We start from the raw sequence: 20939 nt of genomic DNA on the forward strand, positions 1-20939 counted from the left end.
AAACGGAGTGTGAGCGGTAATGGGCCAGGAAAAGCTATACATCGAAAAAGAACTCAGCTGGTTGTCTTTTAACGAGCGCGTGCTGCAGGAAGCGGCGGACAAGAGTAACCCGCTGATTGAGCGCATGCGCTTCTTAGGGATCTACTCCAACAACCTTGATGAGTTTTACAAAGTGCGCTTCGCTGAGCTTAAGCGCCGGATTATTATCAGTGAAGAACAAGGTAGTACCGCCCATTCTCGCCACCTGTTAGGCAAAATCCAGGCCCGCGTGCTGAAGGCCGATCAGGAATTCGATAGTCTGTATAACGAACTGCTGCTGGAGATGGCGCGCAACCAGATCTTCCTGATCAATGAGCGTCAGCTGTCCGTCAATCAGCAGGCCTGGCTGCGCAACTACTTTAAACAGTATTTGCGCCAGCATATCTCGCCGATCCTGATTAACCGCGAAACGGACCTTGTGCAGTTTCTGAAAGATGATTACACCTATCTGGCGGTGGAGATTATCCGCGGGGAAAACATCAATTATGCCCTGCTGGAAATTCCCTCGGATAAGGTCCCGCGCTTCGTAAACCTGCCGCCGGAAGCGCCTCGTCGCCGTAAGCCAATGATCCTGTTGGATAACATTCTGCGCTATTGCCTGGACGACATCTTTAAAGGCTTCTTTGATTACGATGCGCTGAACGCCTACTCGATGAAAATGACCCGTGACGCCGAGTACGATCTGGTGCATGAGATGGAGTCGAGCCTGATGGAGCTGATGTCCTCCAGCCTGAAACAGCGCCTGACCGCCGAGCCGGTTCGCTTCGTCTACCAGCGCGATATGCCGGACGCGATGGTCGAAATGCTGCGCGATAAGCTCTCCATCTCCAACTATGACTCAATGCTGCCGGGCGGCCGCTATCACAACTTTAAAGACTTTATCGGCTTCCCGAACGTGGGTAAGGCCAATCTGGTCAATAAACCTATGCCGCGCCTGCGTCATCTGTGGTTTGATAAATTCCGCAACGGCTTCGACGCCATTCGCGAACGCGATGTGCTGCTCTACTACCCCTATCATACTTTTGAGCATGTGCTGGAGCTGCTTCGCCAGGCCTCGTTCGACCCCAGCGTACTGGCGATCAAAATCAACATCTACCGCGTGGCCAAGGATTCGCGCATCATCGACGCGATGATCCACGCCGCCCACAACGGTAAAAAAGTCACCGTGGTGGTGGAGCTGCAGGCGCGTTTTGACGAAGAGGCCAACATTCACTGGGCGAAGCGCCTGACGGAAGCGGGCGTTCACGTGATCTTCTCCGCGCCGGGCCTGAAGATCCACGCCAAGCTGTTCCTTATCTCGCGTAAAGAAGGCGATGAGGTGGTGCGCTACGCCCACATCGGCACCGGTAACTTCAACGAGAAGACCGCGCGGATCTATACCGACTATTCGCTGTTAACCGCCGATGCGCGCATTACCAATGAAGTCCGCCGGGTGTTTAACTTTATTGAAAACCCCTACCGCCCGGTCAGCTTCGATTACCTGCTGGTGTCGCCGCAGAACTCGCGTCGTCTGCTGTATGAGATGATCGACCGCGAGATCGCTAATGCGCAGAACGGGCAGCCGTCCGGTATTACCCTGAAGCTGAACAACCTGGTGGACAAAGGGCTGGTGGACAGACTGTATGCCGCCTCCAGCTCCGGTGTGCCGGTCAACCTGTTGATCCGCGGCATGTGCTCGCTGATCCCCGGTCTGGAAGGCATCAGCGAAAATATTCGCGTCATCAGCATTGTGGACCGTTTCCTCGAGCACGACCGGGTCTACTGTTTTGAAAACGGTGGCGATAAGCAGGTCTGGCTCTCCTCTGCCGACTGGATGACGCGTAATATCGATTATCGTATCGAAGTTGCCGCCCCGCTGCTCGACCCGCGCCTGAAACAGCGGGTGCTGGATATTTTTGATATCCTGTTCAACGATACGGTAAAAGCGCGCTATCTTGATAAAGAACTGAGTAATCGCTATGTGCCGCGCGGCAATCGCCGTAAAGTGCGCGCTCAGATGGCGATTTACGATTATCTCAAATCACTCGAACAACCCGACTAACCTATGCCAATAAACGAAAAAACCCCTCGACCGCAGGAGTTCGCTGCGGTTGACCTTGGTTCGAACAGTTTTCATATGGTGATCGCCCGTGTCGTTGACGGCGCCATGCAGATCATCGGACGCCTGAAACAGCGCGTACATCTGGCCGATGGCCTCGATGAAAACTCGGTGTTGAGCGAAGAAGCCATGACCCGCGGGCTGAACTGCCTGTCGCTGTTTGCCGAACGCCTGCAGGGATTTTCTCCCTCCAGCGTCTGCATCGTCGGGACGCATACGCTGCGTCAGGCGACCAATGCGGCGGAGTTTCTTAAACGCGCGGAAAAAGTGATCCCCTACCCGATCGAGATCATCTCCGGTAATGAAGAAGCGCGCCTGATATTTATGGGCGTGGAGCACACGCAGCCGGAGCGCGGCCGTAAGCTGGTGATTGATATCGGCGGCGGTTCGACCGAGCTGGTCATCGGTGAAGATTTTGAGCCCCGCCTGGTGGAAAGCCGCCGCATGGGGTGCGTGAGTTTCTCCCAGGCCTACTTCCCGGGCGGGACGATCAATAAGGAAAATTTCCAGCGCGCTCGCCTGGCGGCGGTGCAAAAGCTGGAAACCCTGGCCTGGCAGTTCCGTATTCAGGGCTGGACCGTGGCGCTGGGCGCCTCCGGCACCATTAAAGCCGCCCAGGAAGTGCTGGTGGCGATGGGCGAGAAGGACGGGTTTATTACGCCGGAACGCCTCGAAATGCTGGTCAGTGAGCTGCTGAAACATAAAAACTTCGACGCGCTCAGCCTGCCCGGCCTCTCGGAAGACCGTAAAGCGGTCTTTGCCCCGGGGCTGGCGATCCTGTGCGGCGTGTTTGACGCGTTAGCCATTAAAGAGCTTCGTCTGTCTGATGGCGCGCTGCGTGAAGGCGTGCTGTACGAAATGGAAGGCCGTTTCCGCCACCAGGATATTCGTAGCCGCACGGCGCAGAGTCTGGCGAATCAGTACAACATCGATCGCGAACAGGCGCGCCGGGTACTGGAAACCACCACCCTTATGCTGGAGCAGTGGCAGGAGCAGAATCCGAAGCTGGCCAATCCACACCTCGCGGCGCTGTTGAAGTGGGCGGTGATGCTCCATGAGGTGGGCCTGAATATTAACCACAGCGGCATGCACCGCCACTCGGCCTACATTCTGCAGAACAGCGACCTGCCGGGCTTCAACCAGGAGCAGCAGATGCTGATGGCCACGCTGGTGCGCTATCATCGCAAAGCGATAAAACTCGACGACCTGCCGCGCTTTACGCTGTTCAGGAAAAAGCAGTTTCTGCCGCTGATCCAGCTGCTGCGCCTCGGCGTGCTGCTGAATAACCAGCGTCAGGCCACCACCACGCCGCCGACGCTACGGCTGCAGACGGAAGCTCACCACTGGACGCTGACCTTCCCGCACAACTGGTTTAGCCAGAATGCGCTGGTGCTGCTGGATCTGGAAAAAGAGCAGCAGTACTGGGAAGGTGTGCCGGAGTGGCTGCTGAAGATTGCGGAAGAAGAGCCAGACGCCTGATCGCCTCTGTGGATAGCATTCGAGCCGGGCCATCGCGCCCGGCTTTTTACCGCTTCAGGCGCTCATCCCCTCCGCCAGCTGCGCCAGAGGTACCGGAACGCCAATATCATAGCCCTGCATATAATCTATCCCCAGCGCGATGACCGCCTGGCGTATCTCCGGCGACTCGACATATTCGGCCACCACTTGCATGTTCTTCATCCGCGCCAGACGACAGATAGAGTCCACCACCTGGTAATCAAGACTGCTGGCGAGCAGATTGCGAATAAAGCTGCCGTCGATTTTAAGAATATCGACGTTCATCGTTTTTAACCGCGCATAGCTGGCGTAGCCGGTACCAAAATCATCGATCGCCACCCGGCAGCCCAGCGCACGCAGACGCTCTAATGTCTGGCAAACCAGCTCGGGGTTGCTGAGCGCATAGTTTTCGGTCAGCTCGAAGATAATCTGCCATGGCTCAATGTTATAGGCCTGCAGCAGGTTTTCCACCTCCTCGGGAAACTGACTGCGGCTCAGCGAGACCGGAGAGAGGTTGATCGCCAGCCGCAGACCGGGCAGCGCCCGCCGGTTGGCATCCATAAAGGCCAGGGTGTGCTCAATGACCCACTGATCCACGCGCGTGGACAACCCAAACTCGTGCGCCACCGGCAGGAACTCGTTTGGCCCCGTCAGTTCCCCCGACTCCCCTTTCATCCTCAACAACACTTCATGGTAGTTGTCGCCGCGAATGCCCTGGATAGGTTGCGCCATCAGGACAAAATGGTCTTGCTCCAGCGCCTTGAGGATGCGGTTCATCATCACCACTTTGTCTTTCAGATCCTGCTGGACATGCCCGGCGCCGCGGCGCTGCAAATTCTCCGGATGGCCGCTGGCCAGCGACATGTCGGCAATCGTGTTCAGCTCGCCAAGCAGCAAATACAGATGCTTCACCGGCGAGCGGACGTTGCAATAGCTCATGCCGATCCTCGGCTGCAGGGGGACCCCGTCCCAGTGAAAACGGAACTGTCGCAGGGAGCGCTCAATTAAGTGAATGCGCGCCTGGTGCCCTTCGCTGTTGAGACGAAACACTAAATCGTGACCGGCAAGATGATATACCGCTTCGTTCGGCTGCAGCAGCGCACGCAGGTGATTCGCCAGCATTTGCTTATACTGAATGCGCAACAGCACCCCATAGTGGCGGCCCAGCAGCTCAAGCTCAGGAATACGCAAAAAACAGAGCGTCGACCAGCTCGCGCCGTTCAGCGCCCGGCTCAGCGCCCGCAGATTCGGCATATGTACCACCGGGTCGAGGAAGGCCATCTGTCGGACGCGGGCGTAGATCAGCCGCTGCTGTGTCGCCAGCATCGCCGTATAGGCGACAATAAACGAGAACACCAGATAGCTTGACGAAGTGATCGCCAGCTGAGTGTTATAACTTGGATAAATGGGTAAATAACGGTAATGAAAATGGATCACGGCGATCAGTACCGGCGTCCAAATCAGCGAGATAAAGCGATAGCCAAAACGCATCGCCCCCCACAGCATCACCGGCATCAGTAAGGATAATGTATAATTTGTACTGAATATAGTGCTGCTATCATTAAGCGGCATCAATAATAGCCCCAGCAGCAGGATTAATATCGCCACCCAGCTGATGATTTCAATTTTTTTTATTTTTGGATCAATTTGTAAGCGAACCTGAGAAATAAATCCGCGCAAATAAAAAGGGTTACGAATTACCCGCAGCAGTAAATAACATAAGGGCACGCCGGTCAGGCACCCTACCATCAGCGCCTGAAAGGTGATTAACGACCGTAAACTAAACGGCGAGACGCCGGTCATCTCCGTTGTGCGCGGATGCAGCCCCAGAAACTCGGCGATCTGCGACAGAATCAGAAAAATGACCGAAGGGAGCAGCATTTGCCAGAACAAACGATGCGGCATCAGTCTGACGTTACCGTGCGATACCTGCTGCCGTTGGGGAACAAAGATGCGGTATCCGCCCCAGCAGAGTACGCAGGGGATCAGAAAATGGAACAGTACGCCAAAGGCCTGTTCCGGCGTCATGCCCCGGGCCAGCGTAAGCAGCAGGCCAACGATAATACCGGGGATCGCCGCCCAGCCGAAAAACATCATCAGGCTGAGCACCAGCGCCAGGGGAAGATAATAAAGATAAACCATGTGACCATTCAGCACGGTATATGTATTCATCCCTCTGGCAAGGGGTAATAACAGCACAGGCAGGAGAAGCGGTAAGGCCCACCATTTGTCGCGATATTGTTGATAGTATTTTAATAAATTCATAGGTGCTCTACAGAGAGCCTCTGATCCTGCGAGGCATATTCAGGCAGGCATCCAACCACCCCATGCTGACCGCATAAGTAATTACGATACGGTAACGTCCGCTGATTTTAGTGGCCAAGAGAATGAGGCTGTTGATATAAATCAACAAATGCTGACACCAACATTAATAAAACTTATTTTTTCACCTTTCCCTGGCTAATAAAGTGAGCATGTAAATACGCCGATTATCTTATATAACATTAATTAATGTTTTCTCTGCCGCACTTTTACATCTGCATCAATTGACCCCACCTCGTTCCTGTGCCTTAATACCCCCATCGCCCATCTTCGGGTATACTTCAAGGAACCTTTTGTGAGTCAGGCACCCAGTATGCGTAAACGACATCGATTTAACCGTCGCATGACCCGTATCGTACTGCTTATCAGCTTTCTCTTCTTCTTTGGACGCTTTGTCTACTCCTCCATTGGCGCCTGGTACCATCACCAGGATAAAAAAGCGTCGCAGGAGTCAACACTCACCGTCGAGCCTACCGCCCGCGAGTAACCCGTTGAGCCCGATGCCGGGTGCGCCCCCAACCGCTGTCAGAGACGCCCGTTTTCGAGACTCTATCCCTGACGAGGCATATGTTGCTGCTGGCGATTTATAAGCGCACGGCCTGTAGCAGACGCAGCATTTCCGCCATTCCTTTGGTAATCACTTTATCCTGACGCATGACAACCGCCAGCTGACGGTACAGCGACGGGGCCAGAGAATGTACCGTTAAGCCACAGCGATCCTCCGCCTGCTCCACCGCCATGCGGGGCACAATACTGTAGCCCAGCCCGGCCCGCACCATGCGTTTGATCGCCTCGATGCTTCCCAGCTGCATCACCGGCGTGACCGCCAGGCCCGCCGAACGGAACCAGCGGTCAATCAGATCCCGCGTGCCGCTGCCCGCCTCGAAGGCAATGAGCGGCAGCGCCTGCAGCGCTTCAGGGGTGCACACCGCCGGGATCCCCGCCTCGTGGCTGGGATGAATGACCACGAACTCCTCGTCAACCACTGCGGTCACTGCCAGACTGCGCCCCTGCACGGGCAGGGTAACCAGTCCAAGATCGAGCCGGTTTTCCTCCACCGCCCGGACGATATCCAGCGTGTTGCCGGTGGTTACCCCCACCGTCAGCAGCGGGTGCTGCTGACGAAGATGCTGCAGAAGCGGCGGAAGAAGATGAATGCAGGCCGTCGCGCCGGTCCCCAGCGTCAACGAGCCATTAACTTCCTGGCTAAATGCGCTGACCGACTGCACCGCGCTTTTCACCGCCCGATCGATCTGCTCGCTGTGGGCCAGTAGCGCCATTCCCGCCGCCGTCGCCTTGATCCCACGCCCGGTGCGCTCCAGCAGCCGAGTCTGTAAAAATTGCTCCAGCTGACGCACCTGCAGGCTAACGGCAGGCTGGGAGATCCCCAGCGCGTCGGCGGCGGCGGAGAAGCTGCCGCGCTGTACGACCAGCCGGAAGGTCGCCAGGTTTCCCAGGTTCAGTGTTGTCATGCAAAGTTTCTCTTATACCGCGCATAAGGTGGCCGCTCTGCCAGAACAATAGCCTGCCGGGTATGCTCAGGACAACTGTCTTAACGGAATGAAAAACCATGGAAACACCGGCTATTCCCCGACGCCTCGCCTTCACGGCGGGCGCTCAGCAACTGATCAACTGGGGTATCTCTTTTTATATGCCCGGCACCTTTGCCGGGGCAATCGCCGCCGACAAGGGATGGAGCTCGCCGCAGATTTATCTTGGCCTGACGCTTGCGATGCTGATCATGGCGGCGGTCTCCCCGTTGGTCGCCAGGCTGCTGGCTCGCTTTGGCGGACGGCTGGTGGTCACCAGCGGAACCTTACTGATAGCCGCCAGTTGCGCGATGATGGCCTGGCGCCCTTCGCTGGTCGGCTGGTACGGCGCCTGGCTGCTGACCGGCGTCGGCATGCGGCTGTCGTTGTATGACGCCCTGTTCGCCGCGGTAGTAAATCTTTACGGCCAGCAGGCGCGGAAAACCATCTCTCACATCACCCTCGCCGGCGGCCTGGCCTCTGCCCTCTTCTGGCCGCTGGGGGAGGCTTTACTCACGGTGATGTCCTGGCAGGATGCTCTGGGGATCTATGCGCTGTTTGGCCTGCTGAGCGCATGGCTGAGTTATCAGCTGCCCCGCCAGCGGCTCGGCTCAGCGACGAAAGCGAAAGCTCCGACAGCGGATGGCGATCGGCGTAACGGCATACGTTATGCGCTCTTTATTGCGCTGATCACCTTCATCTCCACCGGCACCTCCACCCATCTGCCGGAGTTTATCAGCCACTTTGGCCTGCCGGTTGCCCTCGGAATGCTGTGGGGATTGGGCCAGACCGGCGCCCGGCTGGGGGAAGTGCTGGCCGGTCGACGCGTCACCCCGCTCGCGCTGACGCGTTTTACCGCGCTCGCCATGCCACTCTGTTTTCTCGTTGGCGTGAGCAGCACGGCTTATGCCGGGTGCGCAGCCGGGTTTGTGCTCGGCTATGGCGCGATAAACGGGCTGGTGACGATTGTTAAAGCGACGCTGCCGCTGGCGCTGTTTAGCGCAGAAAGCTACGCCAGCCGCACGGGTCTCCTGCTGATACCCGGGCAACTCATGGCGGCGGCCGCACCCTTTGCCTATGCATGGCTGAACCATCGGCTGGGCATCGTAGGGGGAATGTGGATTTCCACCGGGTTAACGCTGATCGTTGCCGGACTGGCGCTGGCGATGGTGCGCTCGGCGGGTAAAACAGAGCCGGGCAAGCGTCCAGCCCTCCGCCCGGAGGCAAAACGCGGGCCGGCTGAACATCTGCCGGAACCGTAAACGGCTACATTCACCGGGGACAGGTAGATCCGTCGGAAAGCCCGCAATGGCGGATAGCATTCAGGGATGACAGGATTGAGGATAGGCATAAATTAAAAAACCCTCTGTAACAACAGAGGGTTTCGTTTTATTCAACTCACGCCGGGGATTATTCCCACTCGATCGTTGCTGGCGGCTTACCGCTGATGTCATACACCACGCGGGAGATACCGTTCACTTCATTGATAATGCGGTTAGAGACGCGGCCGAGGAAATCATACGGCAGGTGCGCCCAGTGCGCGGTCATGAAGTCGATGGTTTCCACCGCACGCAGGGAAACCACCCAGTCGTATTTACGGCCATCGCCCATCACGCCGACGGAGCGAACCGGCAGGAACACGGTGAACGCCTGGCTCACTTTGTTGTACAGGTCAGCTTTGTGCAGCTCTTCGATGAAGATAGCGTCGGCGCGACGCAGCAGGTCGCAGTACTCTTTCTTCACTTCGCCCAGCACGCGCACGCCGAGGCCCGGACCCGGGAACGGATGACGGTAGAGCATATCGTACGGCAGACCCAGCTCCAGACCGATCTTACGCACTTCGTCTTTGAACAGCTCGCGCAGCGGCTCAACCAGCCCCATCTTCATCTCTTTCGGCAGGCCGCCCACGTTGTGGTGAGATTTGATGACGTGCGCTTTACCGGTAGCGGAAGCGGCAGATTCGATAACGTCAGGGTAGATGGTGCCCTGCGCCAGCCATTTGACGTCGTCCAGCTTCAGCGCTTCTTCGTCGAACACTTCCACGAAGACGCGGCCGATAATCTTACGTTTCGCTTCCGGATCGTTCTCGCCTTTCAGCGCGTCGAGGAAGCGCTGCTCGCCTTCGACGTGAACAATGTTCAGGCCAAAGTGGTCGCCGAACATGTCCATCACCTGCTGGGCTTCGTTCAGACGCAGGAGACCGTTATCCACGAATACGCAGGTCAGGTTTTTGCCGATGGCGCGGTGCAGCAGCATCGCGGTCACCGAAGAGTCCACGCCGCCGGAGAGGCCGAGGATCACTTTGTCATCGCCAACCTGCTGGCGGATACGCTCAACGGCGTCGTCGATGATTTTCGCCGGGGTCCACAGGGCTTCGCACTGGCAGATGTCGCGCACGAAGCGCTCCAGCATACGCATCCCCTGACGGGTATGGGTCACTTCCGGGTGGAACTGCACGCCGTAGAAGCGTTTTTCTTCGTTGGCCATAATGGCGAACGGGCAGTTGTCGGTGCTGGCGACGGTGACGAAGTCAGACGGGATGGCGGTGACTTTGTCGCCGTGGCTCATCCACACGTCCAGCAACGGTTTGCCGTCCGCGGTCAGAGAGTCCTCGATACCGCGCACCAGCGCGCTGTCGTTAACCACTTCAACCTGCGCGTAGCCAAACTCACGCTCGTTAGAGCCTTCTACATGGCCGCCCAACTGCATCGCCATGGTCTGCATACCGTAGCAGACGCCAAATACCGGCACGCCGGCTTCGAACACATACTGCGGCGCGCGCGGGCTGTTCTCTTCGGTGGTGCTTTCCGGGCCGCCGGAAAGAATGATGCCGCTTGGATTAAATTCGCGGATCTGTGCTTCCGTGACATCCCATGCCCACAGCTCACAGTAGACGCCCAGCTCACGCACGCGACGCGCCACCAGCTGTGTATACTGTGACCCGAAGTCGAGAATGAGAATGCGATGTTTATGAATGTTTTCCGTCATTGACGCTAATTCCGAGGCAAGTGAAACAGAGTAAATAAATCGCCCGACGCAAGGTCGGGCGAAGAAATCAGGAGCCCAGACGGTAGTTCGGGGACTCTTTGGTGATGGTCACGTCGTGAACGTGGCTTTCCTGAATGCCCGCACCGCTGATGCGTACGAATTCAGCTTTGGTACGCAGCAGGTCAATGGTACCACAGCCGGTCAGACCCATACAGGAGCGCAGGCCGCCCATCTGCTGGTGAATGATCTCTTTCAGGCGGCCTTTATAGGCCACGCGGCCTTCGATACCTTCCGGCACCAGTTTGTCAGCGGCGTTATCGCTCTGGAAGTAGCGGTCAGAGGAGCCTTTCGACATCGCGCCGAGGGAGCCCATCCCGCGATAGGATTTGTAAGAGCGCCCCTGGTAGAGTTCGATTTCGCCCGGGGATTCTTCGGTACCGGCCAGCATGGAGCCGACCATCACTGCCGCCGCACCGGCCGCGATCGCTTTAGCGATGTCGCCGGAGAAACGGATACCGCCGTCGGCGATAACCGGAATACCGGTGCCTTCCAGCGCTTCCACCGCGTCGGAAACCGCGGTGATCTGCGGCACGCCTACGCCGGTCACGATACGGGTAGTACAGATGGAGCCCGGGCCGATGCCCACTTTCACCGCGCTGCAGCCGGCTTCCGCCAGCGCGCGCGCGCCTGCGCCAGTGGCGACGTTGCCGCCGATGATTTGCAGGTCCGGGTATTTCGCGCGCGTTTCACGAATACGTTGCAGAACGCCTTCGGAGTGGCCGTGAGAGGAGTCGATCAGCAGGACGTCAACGCCCGCAGCCACCAGCGCGTCAACACGCTCTTCGTTGCCCGCGCCGGCGCCGACCGCAGCGCCTACGCGCAGACGGCCCTGCTCATCTTTACAGGCATTCGGTTTACGTTCCGCTTTCTGGAAGTCTTTTACGGTGATCATCCCGCGCAGGTGGAAGCTCTCATCCACAACCAGCGCCTTCTCAACGCGTTTTTCGTGCATCTTCGCAAAGACCACTTCACGGCTTTCGCCTTCACGAACGGTAACCAGACGCTCTTTCGGGGTCATGTAGACGCTGACCGGCTGGTTCAGATCGGTGACGAAACGCACGTCGCGGCCAGTGATGATGCCGACCAGCTCGTTCTCTTCGGTAACCACCGGGTAGCCGGCGAAGCCGTTACGCTCGGTCAGCTCTTTCACTTCACGCAGGGTGGTGGTCGGCAGAACGGTCTGCGGGTCGGTGACCACGCCGGACTCATGTTTCTTCACGCGGCGAACTTCTTCCGCCTGGCGCTCGATGGACATGTTTTTGTGAATAAAGCCGATGCCGCCTTCCTGTGCCAGGGCAATAGCCAGACGCGCTTCCGTTACGGTATCCATGGCTGCGGAGAGCATAGGAATATTCAGACGAATGGTTTTCGTCAGCTGAGTGCTGAGATCGGCTGTATTCGGCAGAACGGTAGAATGAGCGGGAACGAGGAGGACGTCGTCAAACGTCAGGGCTTCTTTAGCGATACGTAGCATGGGCAATATCTCGACCAGGGTGGATAAATATTGCCGTGGCATTATACAGAGCGTAACCGATTGCATCTACCCTTTTTTGCAAATAATACTTGCCATCCCCTCTGAGCGCGTTACTATCGACTGAATAACCTGCTGATTTAAAGTTTGATCTTGCTCACATGTTACCCTCTCAATCCCCCGCAATTTTTACCGTTAGCCGCCTCAATCAGACGGTGCGTCTGCTGCTTGAGCGCGAAATGGGCCAGGTCTGGATCAGCGGCGAGATCTCTAACTTCAGCCAGCCCTCTTCCGGCCACTGGTACTTCACCTTAAAAGACGATAACGCCCAGGTGCGCTGCGCGATGTTCCGCAACAGCAACCGCCGGGTCACGTTTCGCCCGCAGCATGGGCAGCAGGTGCTGGTTCGCGCCAACATCACCCTGTATGAGCCGCGCGGCGACTACCAGATTATCGTCGAAAGCATGCAGCCCGCCGGCGAAGGGTTGCTGCAGCAGAAGTATGAGCAACTGAAAGCGCAGTTAACCGCGGAAGGGCTGTTCGATCAAAAACATAAGCAGGTGCTCCCCTCCCCCGCCCGCTGCGTCGGGGTCATCACCTCGAAAACCGGCGCCGCGCTGCACGATATTCTTCATGTCCTCAGACGCCGCGACCCCGGGCTGCCGGTGATCGTCTACCCGACCGCGGTCCAGGGTGACGATGCCCCCGGGCAGATTGTGCGCGCCATCGCGCTGGCGAACGCGCGTCAGGAGTGTGACGTGCTGATTGTCGGACGCGGCGGCGGTTCGCTGGAGGATCTGTGGAGTTTTAACGATGAGCGGGTGGCGCGCGCTATCTTCGCCAGCCAGATCCCTATCGTCAGCGCCGTCGGCCATGAAACCGACGTCACTATCGCTGATTTTGTTGCCGACCTGCGAGCGCCGACCCCTTCTGCCGCCGCGGAGATCGTCAGCCGTAATCAGCAGGAGCTGCTGCGCCAGCTACAGGCCGGGCAGCAGCGGCTGGAGATGGCGATGGACTATTTCCTCGCCAGTCGCCAGCGCCGTTTTACCCAGTTGTTCCATCGTCTGCAGCAGCAGCACCCGCAGCTGCGGCTGGCCCGCCAGCAGACCGCACTGGAACGCCTGCGCCAGCGGATGCGCATCGCCGTGGAATCGCAGCTTAAACGCGCCGAGCAGCGGCAAAAGCGCACTGTTCAGCGCCTGAATCACTATAACCCGCAGCCGCGTATCCACCGGGCGCAATCGCGCGTCCAGCAGCTGGAATACCGGCTGGCGGAAACGATGCGTAGCCGCCTCAGCGAGCGGCGTGAACGGTTTGGTCACGCGGTGACCCATCTGGAGGCGGTGAGTCCCTTAGCCACCCTGGCGCGCGGCTATAGCGTCACTTCGGTGAGCGACGGCACGGTGTTGAAGCAGACAAAACAGGTCAAAACCGGCGATCTGCTCACCACCCGCCTGAAAGACGGCTGGGTCGAAAGCGAAGTGAGGCAGATTGCGCCGGTGAAAAAAACGCGGGCCAGAAAGCCATCGCCGCCTAAACCAGCGGAATAAACTCCACCCGTTTTTTCGAGATCAGGCCGTGCCCGTGCTGGCAAAAGTAATCCACCGCGCCGCACGCCTTCAGCACCTCCAGCGGCTGGTGGCATTCCGGGCAGCGCGCCTCAAGGGCAAATACCCTTTCGCACTGAGCGCAATGCGCGCTGCTGCCTTTGACATCTAACGGCGCGTGGCACAGAGGGCAATCAAGTTCCATAACCATTCCTTTCAACGTTTATCTGCACCTATTTTATCATGTTCCGGGTTTAATGAGGGCCGCGTAATTGCTGCTGCAACCTGAGCAGCCATTCCACTTCCTCAAGCCGACGCCGCGTCAGCCCGGCCACGCTTTCGGGCGCCCGGGTAAACACATTCTCCGCGCCAAGGATCTGCTCATCGAGACAGTGCGCATAGATCGCTCCGGGCCGGGTCCAGCGCTGGATCCGCTCGCCGTCCTGTAGCGTCGCCACCTCGCCATCAGGGGCGCGATCGAGGGCAAGCAGTCGCCCGTCCCGCAGCCCTATCCGCATTCCCTTTTGCCCGCCCGCGGGACCGGCATATTTGTTAAGCCAGATATTCAGCGGGATATCGCCCAGGCGTCCCTCCAGATGCGCCTCTCCCTCGGCAGTGACCGTATCCCCATGAGCAATATCTCGGCCGAGACGGTCTTTCGCCGCCCGAACGGCGAGGTCCAGCGTCACATCGCCCCCGCAGTCGAGCAGCGTTTCCCGCAGCATCGCCAGGACATGGGTACCGATATCGAGGATCACGCCGTCAGGATGACGCAGCCGCCGGCTATCCAGCTCGCCGGTGGCAAAGTTAAGCGCGACCGGTTCTCCGGCAGCGTTAAAGCCGCTTGGCTCCTGCAAATAGCCTTCTATCCAGGCGATATCCTGCGCTGAAAGGTGCGGCGGCGGCAGGCCGCTGCCCTCCTCTTCCGCCTGCCACGGCGGAGCAAGAGCGTTCAGGGCTAACCCACGCGCCATCCAGTGGTCGAGGGCCAGCACCCGACCGGCCTCCCCCGCCGGCGCCAGCAGCGCCCGCAGCCGCGCGGCCTGCTCAAGGTTGGCCACTATCGGTTTCTCCACCACGATGCGGGGAATGGCGCTGGCTAACGCCCTCTCCAGCACGGGCAGGTGCTGGAGGGATGACGTGGTGATGAAGAGCGTATCCAGGGGTTTGGCCAGCAGCGCCGACAGCGAACTGCAGCGCTGGATCCCCGGCAGCGCTCTGCTGCTGTCCAGGTCATAGCCCTGGCAGCTGTCAATACGATATCCGAGGCGACGCAGCGCGGGTAAATAGGCGGTTTCCACCACCGCGCCGAGGCCGATAAATCCAATTTGCATGTTTAGTCCACCCCTGAGCCGATCTGTTCCCGGCGAAGTATCGCGGGATTATGGCGGATGGTTTTGACATTTACCGGCATGGCGGCCACAAAAAAACCCGCCGAAGCGGGTTTAATGATTATTTGCTTTTCTTGATGTGCTTGATCAGGCGCTTACGTTTCCGCATCTGGTTCGGCGTCAGGGTGTTGCGCTTGTTGGCGAACGGGTTTTCCCCTTCCTTGAACTGGATACGGATTGGCGTACCCATCACGTCCAGGGATTTACGGAAATAGTTCATCAGATAGCGCTTGTAGGAATCCGGCAGATCCTTCACCTGGTTACCGTGGATCACCACGATAGGCGGGTTGTAGCCCCCGGCGTGGGCATATTTCAGCTTCACGCGACGGCCGCGAACCAGCGGTGGCTGATGATCTTCCGCCGCCATGTTCATGATCCGGGTGAGCATCGCGGTGCTTACGCGGCGGGTTGCGCTATCGTAGGCTTCACGTACCGATTCAAACAGGTTGCCGACGCCGCTGCCGTGCAGGGCGGAGATGAAGTGCACCCGGGCAAAGTCAATAAAGCCCAGACGATAGTCGAGGGTCTCTTTCACCTGCTCCTTCACTTCCTGGCTCAGGCCGTCCCATTTGTTGACGACGATCACCAGGGAGCGGCCGCTGTTGAGGATAAAGCCCAGCAGCGACAGATCCTGATCGGAAATGCCTTCGCGGGCATCAATCACCAGCAGCACGACGTTGGCGTCTTCAATCGCCTGCAGCGTCTTGATGACCGAGAATTTCTCCACCACGTCAGTAATTTTGCCGCGCTTGCGCACCCCGGCGGTATCGATGAGCACGTATTCGCGCTCGTCACGCTGCATCGGGATGTAAATGCTGTCGCGGGTGGTGCCCGGCATATCGTAGACCACCACACGATCTTCGCCGAGGATGCGGTTGGTGAGCGTCGATTTACCGACGTTAGGACGTCCGACAATCGCCAGCTTGATCGGCAGATCCTGCGGATTGAAATCGTCTTCCGGCTCTTCTTCCGCTTCACCATTCTGCTCAGCTTCGAATTTTGCCCAGTATTCGGCGTCTTCATCCACTTCTTCCTGAGGATTAACCTCATCGACCCATGGCAGCAGGGCCTGCTCAAGCAGGCTGGTCACGCCGCGGCCGTGCGAAGCGGCAATAGGATAGATATCGCCCAGGCCGAGCGACCAGAAGTCCGCCATCGCCTGGTCGACGTCGATGCCGTCGGTTTTGTTAGCCACCAGGAAGGTGGGCTTTTCACGAGAGCGCAGGTGTTTAGCGATCGCGATGTCCGCCGGCATCAGGCCCGCGCGCGCATCGACCATAAACAGCACCACATCGGCCTCTTCGATTGCCAGCAGCGACTGCTCCGCCATCCGGGTTTCCACGCCCTCTTCCGTACCATCAATACCACCGGTATCGATACAGATGAATTCGCGGCCTTCGACTTCGGCCCGACCGTACTTACGGTCACGAGTCAGCCCCGGGAAATCCGCAACCAGCGCATCACGAGTGCGCGTCAGGCGGTTAAAGAGCGTGGATTTTCCAACGTTAGGGCGCCCGACAAGCGCGACCACAGGTATCATGTTAAATGCCTCATACAATCACTAAGCAACATCGTCATAACGACGTTTTTAAAAAAGTCAAAACGGCCCCTGTCTGCCAGGGGCCGTTTCTTAATCACTCACGACAGCGGTAATTAACGCGTAATCGCGTACAGCGTACCGTCTTTCGCCTGGATCAGCAGTCGACCATCGGCCACAACCGGGTCGGTCAGGAAACCGGAGCTGTCCACTTTCTGCTGCGCCACAAAATGGCCATCTTCCGGGTTCACCCAGTGCATATAGCCTTCGCTATCGCCGACCACCAGATTGCCATTATACAACACCGGCGCGGTCAGCAAACGGTGCAGCAGATCGCTTTGTGTCCACAGGGTCACGCCGCCATCGGTAGTCAGCGCCAGCAGGCGGTCATTCTGGTCAACCAGATAGATACGGTTGCCATCGACGATGAAATCATTCACCGAACCCAGCTCGCGCTTCCACATAATCTGGCCGCTGCGCAGATCCAGCGCGGTCAGGTTACCGTTGTAAGCCAGCGCATAGACAACGCCGTTGACGATAATCGGCGTGGTGTCGACGTCGCTCAGACGGTCGATTTCCGTCGGCCCGGTGGCCGTGGAAATACGCTGCTGCCAAATCATCTGCCCCTGCTGCATCAATACCGCGCTGACGCGGCCATTGTCGCCGCCCACGATCGCCGCGCCGTAGGCGGTGGCCGGAGCGGATTCGCCGCGCAGGGAGAGCGCAGGCATATCCAGGTTAACCGTCCACTTCACGGCGCCATCGGTCTCATTCAGCGCCTGCAGCTGGCCGTTACTGGTGTGGACCAGCACCATGCCATCGCTCACCACCGGGCGCGACAGCGCTTCGCCGGCGACGCGGGTTTGCCAGGCAACGGTACCATCGCTGGTATTCAGCGCATACAGCTGCGCTTTCTCACTGCCGATATAAACATGGCCGCCCGAGACGGTCACCCCGCCGGAAAGCAGCGCCGGGGTGCGCGAGAACCAGCCATCTTTCTCCGCCAGATTCACCGACCACACCTCTTTGCCGTCGTCAGCGCTCAGCGCTTTGACGGTGCCTTTACGGTCAGCGGCATAGACCACGCCGTCGGCGAAGGCCGGATGAAGGTTAGAGTAAAATTCGCCGATACCATCGCCAACCGAGGTGCTCCAGGACGTGGACGGCGTAAACTGGTTTTCTACCGTCGGCAGCGGTGACATTTTCACCACATCTTCTTCGCTATTAAACAGCGAACACCCGCTCAGCAAGGTAACGGAAAGCAGCCCTGGCAAAAGTAATTTACGCAATTGCATCGAGTCCCTCTCAGATGGACAAATTATTCATTTTCATACGCATCATTTCGCTGAGCGCAGGAGAAGCATCGCTTTTCACGCCAGCTTCCCACGCCGCACGGGCCCCTTGCTTATCGCCTTTGCTCAACAGAATTTCGCCGCGCAAATCAGCCACAATCGCGGTCCAACCTTCGCCTTTAATGCTGTCGAGGGTTTTCAGCGCCGCATCAGCCTGCTTCATCTGCAGCTGAACGCGGGCAAGACGCATACTGATAACCGATTTCAGGTTATCATCAGACGCGGCCGCCAGCCCCTGCTGAAGCTGCTTTTCGGCGTTCGGCAGATCGTTCTGTTCAACAAAATGCTGTGCCAGCTCGAGAGAGGCGAAGGCGCCGTAGGTATTTTTATTGTCAGCCGCGAACTTCTCCGCCCCTGACAGCACGTCTGGCGTATTTGATTTCAGCGCGGAAGTCGCCTTTTCGTAAGCCAGCGACGCGTCTCTGGCGGTATCCTGCTGATGGGAGGTCCAGTAGCGCCAGCCAACCAGCGCGCCAATCCCTAAAATCACCCCGACCGCCAGCGCTTTGCCGTTTTCGGCAAAGAAGCGCTTCAGCGCATCGACCTGATCGTTCTCGTTGTTAAAAGTTTCCACGCAGTCCTTCTCCTGACTAATAATTCCCGGGAGATTAACCCAGAAGTGTGCGCAAATGCGCGGCAACGCTCTCCTGCGTTACGGTAGTTTGCTCACCTGAGCGTAAATCCTTCACTACCACGTTTCCGTCAGCGATCTCTGACTCACCCACCACCAGGGCGATACGTGCGCCCCATTTATCGGCACGGGCGAACTGCTTCTTAAAGTTGCCGCCGCCGTGGTTGGTCATCAGTTTCACGCCGGGCAGCGCATCGCGAACCTGCTCAGCCAGACGCATGGCGGCGGACTGAGTATCGGTCCCGGAGGCTACCAGGTATATATCGACAACAGGATCGGCTTTAAATTCCGGATTCACTGCCTGGACCAGTAAAACAAGACGTTCCAGACCCATGGCGAAGCCCACGCCCGGGGTGGCACGACCGCCAAGCTGCTCAACCAGGCCGTCGTAACGGCCGCCGGCGCAGACGGTGCCCTGAGAACCGAGACTGGTGGTCACCCACTCAAACACGGTGCGGTTATAGTAGTCGAGGCCGCGCACCAGGCGCTGGTTGACGGTATAGCGGATCCCGGCATCGTCAAGCAACGCGCACAGGCCGGCAAAGTGGGCTTTCGACTCTTCGTCGAGATAATCGCCGAGCGCCGGCGCGTCGTTCAGCAGCGCCTGCACGTCCGGGTTTTTGGAGTCCAGCACCCGCAGCGGATTGGTATACATCCGGCGTTTGCTGTCTTCATCAAGCTTATCGGTAAACTGCTCGAGATAAGCCACCAGCGCGTCGCGGTAGTTGGCGCGGGCTTCAAGAGAACCGATGGAGTTCAGCTCAAGGCTGACATGATCGGAGATGCCCAGCTCACGCCACCAGCGCGCGGTCAGCATGATCAGCTCCGCATCGATGTCCGGCCCCTGCAGGCCGAAAACTTCGGCGCCGATCTGATGGAACTGGCGGTAACGGCCTTTCTGCGGACGCTCGTGGCGGAACATCGGCCCGACGTACCACAGGCGCTGTTCTTGATTGTACAGCAGACCATGTTCGATGCCGGCTCGTACGCAGCCCGCCGTCCCTTCCGGACGCAGCGTCAGGCTGTCGCCATTGCGGTCCTCAAAGGTGTACATCTCTTTTTCAACCACGTCGGTCACTTCGCCGATCGCGCGTTTGAATAACGGGGTCTGCTCTACAATCGGCAAACGGATTTCGCTGTAACCGTAGCTACCGAGCACCTGCTTCAGTGAGCCTTCAATGCGCTGCCAGAGAGCGGTTTCGCCCGGCAGATAATCGTTCATGCCACGGATGGCTTGAATGTTCTTTGCCACGTTTATTCTCTTTATATATACAAAAATGAACCCCGGCGCCTCGCGCCCGCAGGTTCAATCATACACGGGAAGCGTATCGCTTCCCAACACGTTATTTTGCTTCAAGCTGTTGAACGTCAATCCGACGGGCTTCATCGAGCATCGAGGCTTTGGCGCGGATCCGCGCTTCCAGCTGGTCGATCATGTCGTTGTTGTCCAGGCGATCTTTACGCACGCCGTCTTCATACAGGCCGCTTTTCTTGTTGCCGCCGGTCACGCCGAGGGTGGAAACCAGCGCTTCGCCCGGGCCGTTCACCACGCAGCCGATGATCGAAACATCCATCGGAGTGATGATATCTTCCAGACGTTGCTCCAGGGCGTTCACCGTCCCGATAACGTCAAACTCCTGACGCGAACAGGTCGGGCAGGCGATGAAATTAATACCGCGGGAACGAATACGCAGCGATTTGAGGATATCGAAGCCGACCTTGATCTCCTCCACCGGATCCGCCGCCAGCGAGACGCGCAGCGTATCGCCGATCCCTTCGGACAACAGCAGCCCAAGACCGATCGCCGATTTCACCGCGCCGCTGCGCGCGCCGCCCGCTTCGGTGATCCCGAGGTGCAGCGGTTGATCGATCTGTTTCGCCAGCAGGCGATAAGACTCTACCGCCAGGAAGACGTCGGAGGCTTTAACGCTGACTTTAAACTGATCGAAATTGAGGCGATCGAGATGATCGACGTGGCGCATGGCGGATTCGAGCAGCGCCTGCGGCGTCGGCTCGCCATATTTTTCCTGCAGATCTTTTTCCAGCGAGCCGGCGTTAACGCCGATGCGGATCGGGATATTTTTATCGCGCGCGCAATCTACGACCATGCGGATGCGCTCTTCGTTGCCGATGTTGCCCGGGTTGATACGCAGGCAGTCGACACCGTATTCCGCGACTTTCAGCGCTATACGGTAGTCAAAGTGGATATCGGCGACCAGCGGGACGTTGACCTGCTGTTTGATCAGTTTGAACGCCTCGGCGGCGTCCATCGTCGGAACAGAGACGCGGACAATATCCGCGCCCACGCGCTCTAACGCTTTGATTTGATTTACGGTTGCCGCCACATCAGTGGTGCGCGTATTAGTCATTGACTGAACGGCGATGGGAGCCCCATCGCCAATTGGCACATTACCAACGTAAATACGTTTAGATTTTCTACGTTGAATCGGAGCCTGGTTATGCATGAAAAATCT

At 58.1% G+C, this 20939-nt stretch carries 15 protein-coding genes and 1 pseudogene; 5 read left to right on the top strand and 11 right to left on the bottom strand.

Annotated elements, in window-relative coordinates; translation table 11 throughout:
- The first annotated feature begins 19 nt into the window (after nt 1-19).
- Complete coding sequence (gene ppk1, locus ABLV04_RS11135) at nt 20-2080, top strand: polyphosphate kinase 1 (RefSeq protein ID WP_002913838.1); 2061 nt, start codon at nt 20-22, stop codon at nt 2078-2080.
- Between the two features lie 3 nt (nt 2081-2083).
- Nucleotides 2084-3616 (top strand): exopolyphosphatase, encoded by a 1533-nt coding sequence (gene ppx / locus ABLV04_RS11140; protein WP_004201914.1) that lies wholly within the window; start codon nt 2084-2086, stop codon nt 3614-3616.
- 54 nt (nt 3617-3670) lie between these two features.
- On the opposite strand, the gene ABLV04_RS11145 is transcribed toward ppx, so the two are convergent.
- Entirely contained in the window at nt 3671-5899 is a 2229-nt protein-coding gene (locus ABLV04_RS11145; RefSeq protein ID WP_032453707.1) for an EAL domain-containing protein, read from the bottom strand.
- A gap of 370 nt (nt 5900-6269) precedes the next feature.
- On the opposite strand from ABLV04_RS11145, the gene ABLV04_RS11150 reads away from it, so the two are divergent.
- Nucleotides 6270-6443 (top strand): YfgG family protein, encoded by a 174-nt coding sequence (locus ABLV04_RS11150; RefSeq protein WP_025711502.1) that lies wholly within the window; start codon nt 6270-6272, stop codon nt 6441-6443.
- Between the two features lie 97 nt (nt 6444-6540).
- Here ABLV04_RS11150 and ABLV04_RS11155 read toward each other — a convergent pair.
- Nucleotides 6541-7453, bottom strand: a pseudogene (locus ABLV04_RS11155) (LysR family transcriptional regulator).
- Between the two features lie 73 nt (nt 7454-7526).
- Here ABLV04_RS11155 and ABLV04_RS11160 point away from each other — a divergent pair.
- On the top strand, nt 7527-8747 hold the full coding sequence (locus ABLV04_RS11160) for an MFS transporter (RefSeq protein ID WP_180265871.1): 1221 nt from the start codon (nt 7527-7529) through the stop codon (nt 8745-8747).
- 148 nt (nt 8748-8895) lie between these two features.
- On the opposite strand, the gene guaA is transcribed toward ABLV04_RS11160, so the two are convergent.
- Both guaA and guaB read right to left on the bottom strand, forming a co-directional pair.
- Nucleotides 8896-10473: a glutamine-hydrolyzing GMP synthase gene (gene guaA / locus ABLV04_RS11165; RefSeq protein ID WP_008803811.1), complete on the bottom strand. Its 1578-nt coding sequence runs from the start codon at nt 10471-10473 to the stop codon at nt 8896-8898.
- 67 nt (nt 10474-10540) lie between these two features.
- Nucleotides 10541-12007, bottom strand: a complete 1467-nt coding sequence (gene guaB, locus ABLV04_RS11170; RefSeq protein WP_004151980.1) for an IMP dehydrogenase — start codon at nt 12005-12007, stop codon at nt 10541-10543.
- A 158-nt stretch (nt 12008-12165) separates the two neighbouring features.
- On the opposite strand from guaB, the gene xseA reads away from it, so the two are divergent.
- Nucleotides 12166-13557: an exodeoxyribonuclease VII large subunit gene (gene xseA / locus ABLV04_RS11175; RefSeq protein WP_101992175.1), complete on the top strand. Its 1392-nt coding sequence runs from the start codon at nt 12166-12168 to the stop codon at nt 13555-13557.
- On the opposite strand, the gene ABLV04_RS11180 is transcribed toward xseA, so the two are convergent.
- From ABLV04_RS11180 to ispG, 7 genes are all read right to left on the bottom strand, one after another.
- A complete protein-coding gene (locus ABLV04_RS11180) occupies nt 13541-13759 on the bottom strand; it encodes a zinc ribbon domain-containing protein (protein ID WP_004201901.1) in 219 nt (72 codons plus the stop codon). The two genes, xseA and ABLV04_RS11180, sit on opposite strands and share 17 nt — an antisense overlap.
- A gap of 49 nt (nt 13760-13808) precedes the next feature.
- Nucleotides 13809-14888, bottom strand: a complete 1080-nt coding sequence (locus ABLV04_RS11185; RefSeq protein ID WP_112201306.1) for a Gfo/Idh/MocA family oxidoreductase — start codon at nt 14886-14888, stop codon at nt 13809-13811.
- A 118-nt stretch (nt 14889-15006) separates the two neighbouring features.
- The gene (gene der, locus ABLV04_RS11190) at nt 15007-16485 is read right to left on the bottom strand and encodes a ribosome biogenesis GTPase Der (protein WP_004144309.1); all 1479 of its coding nucleotides are present in this window, start codon (nt 16483-16485) and stop codon (nt 15007-15009) included.
- Between the two features lie 113 nt (nt 16486-16598).
- Nucleotides 16599-17777 (bottom strand): outer membrane protein assembly factor BamB, encoded by a 1179-nt coding sequence (gene bamB, locus ABLV04_RS11195; protein WP_023290632.1) that lies wholly within the window; start codon nt 17775-17777, stop codon nt 16599-16601.
- Between the two features lie 10 nt (nt 17778-17787).
- Complete coding sequence (locus tag ABLV04_RS11200) at nt 17788-18408, bottom strand: YfgM family protein (RefSeq protein WP_023290633.1); 621 nt, start codon at nt 18406-18408, stop codon at nt 17788-17790.
- A gap of 34 nt (nt 18409-18442) precedes the next feature.
- Entirely contained in the window at nt 18443-19717 is a 1275-nt protein-coding gene (gene hisS, locus ABLV04_RS11205; RefSeq protein WP_012540880.1) for a histidine--tRNA ligase, read from the bottom strand.
- A gap of 91 nt (nt 19718-19808) precedes the next feature.
- Complete coding sequence (gene ispG / locus ABLV04_RS11210) at nt 19809-20930, bottom strand: flavodoxin-dependent (E)-4-hydroxy-3-methylbut-2-enyl-diphosphate synthase (RefSeq protein ID WP_004201890.1); 1122 nt, start codon at nt 20928-20930, stop codon at nt 19809-19811.
- Nucleotides 20931-20939 lie beyond the last annotated feature (9 nt).

Origin of the sequence: Klebsiella sp. JN_Kp127, from assembly GCF_040062505.1 — a bacterium.
Classification (GTDB): domain Bacteria; phylum Pseudomonadota; class Gammaproteobacteria; order Enterobacterales; family Enterobacteriaceae; genus Klebsiella; species Klebsiella quasipneumoniae.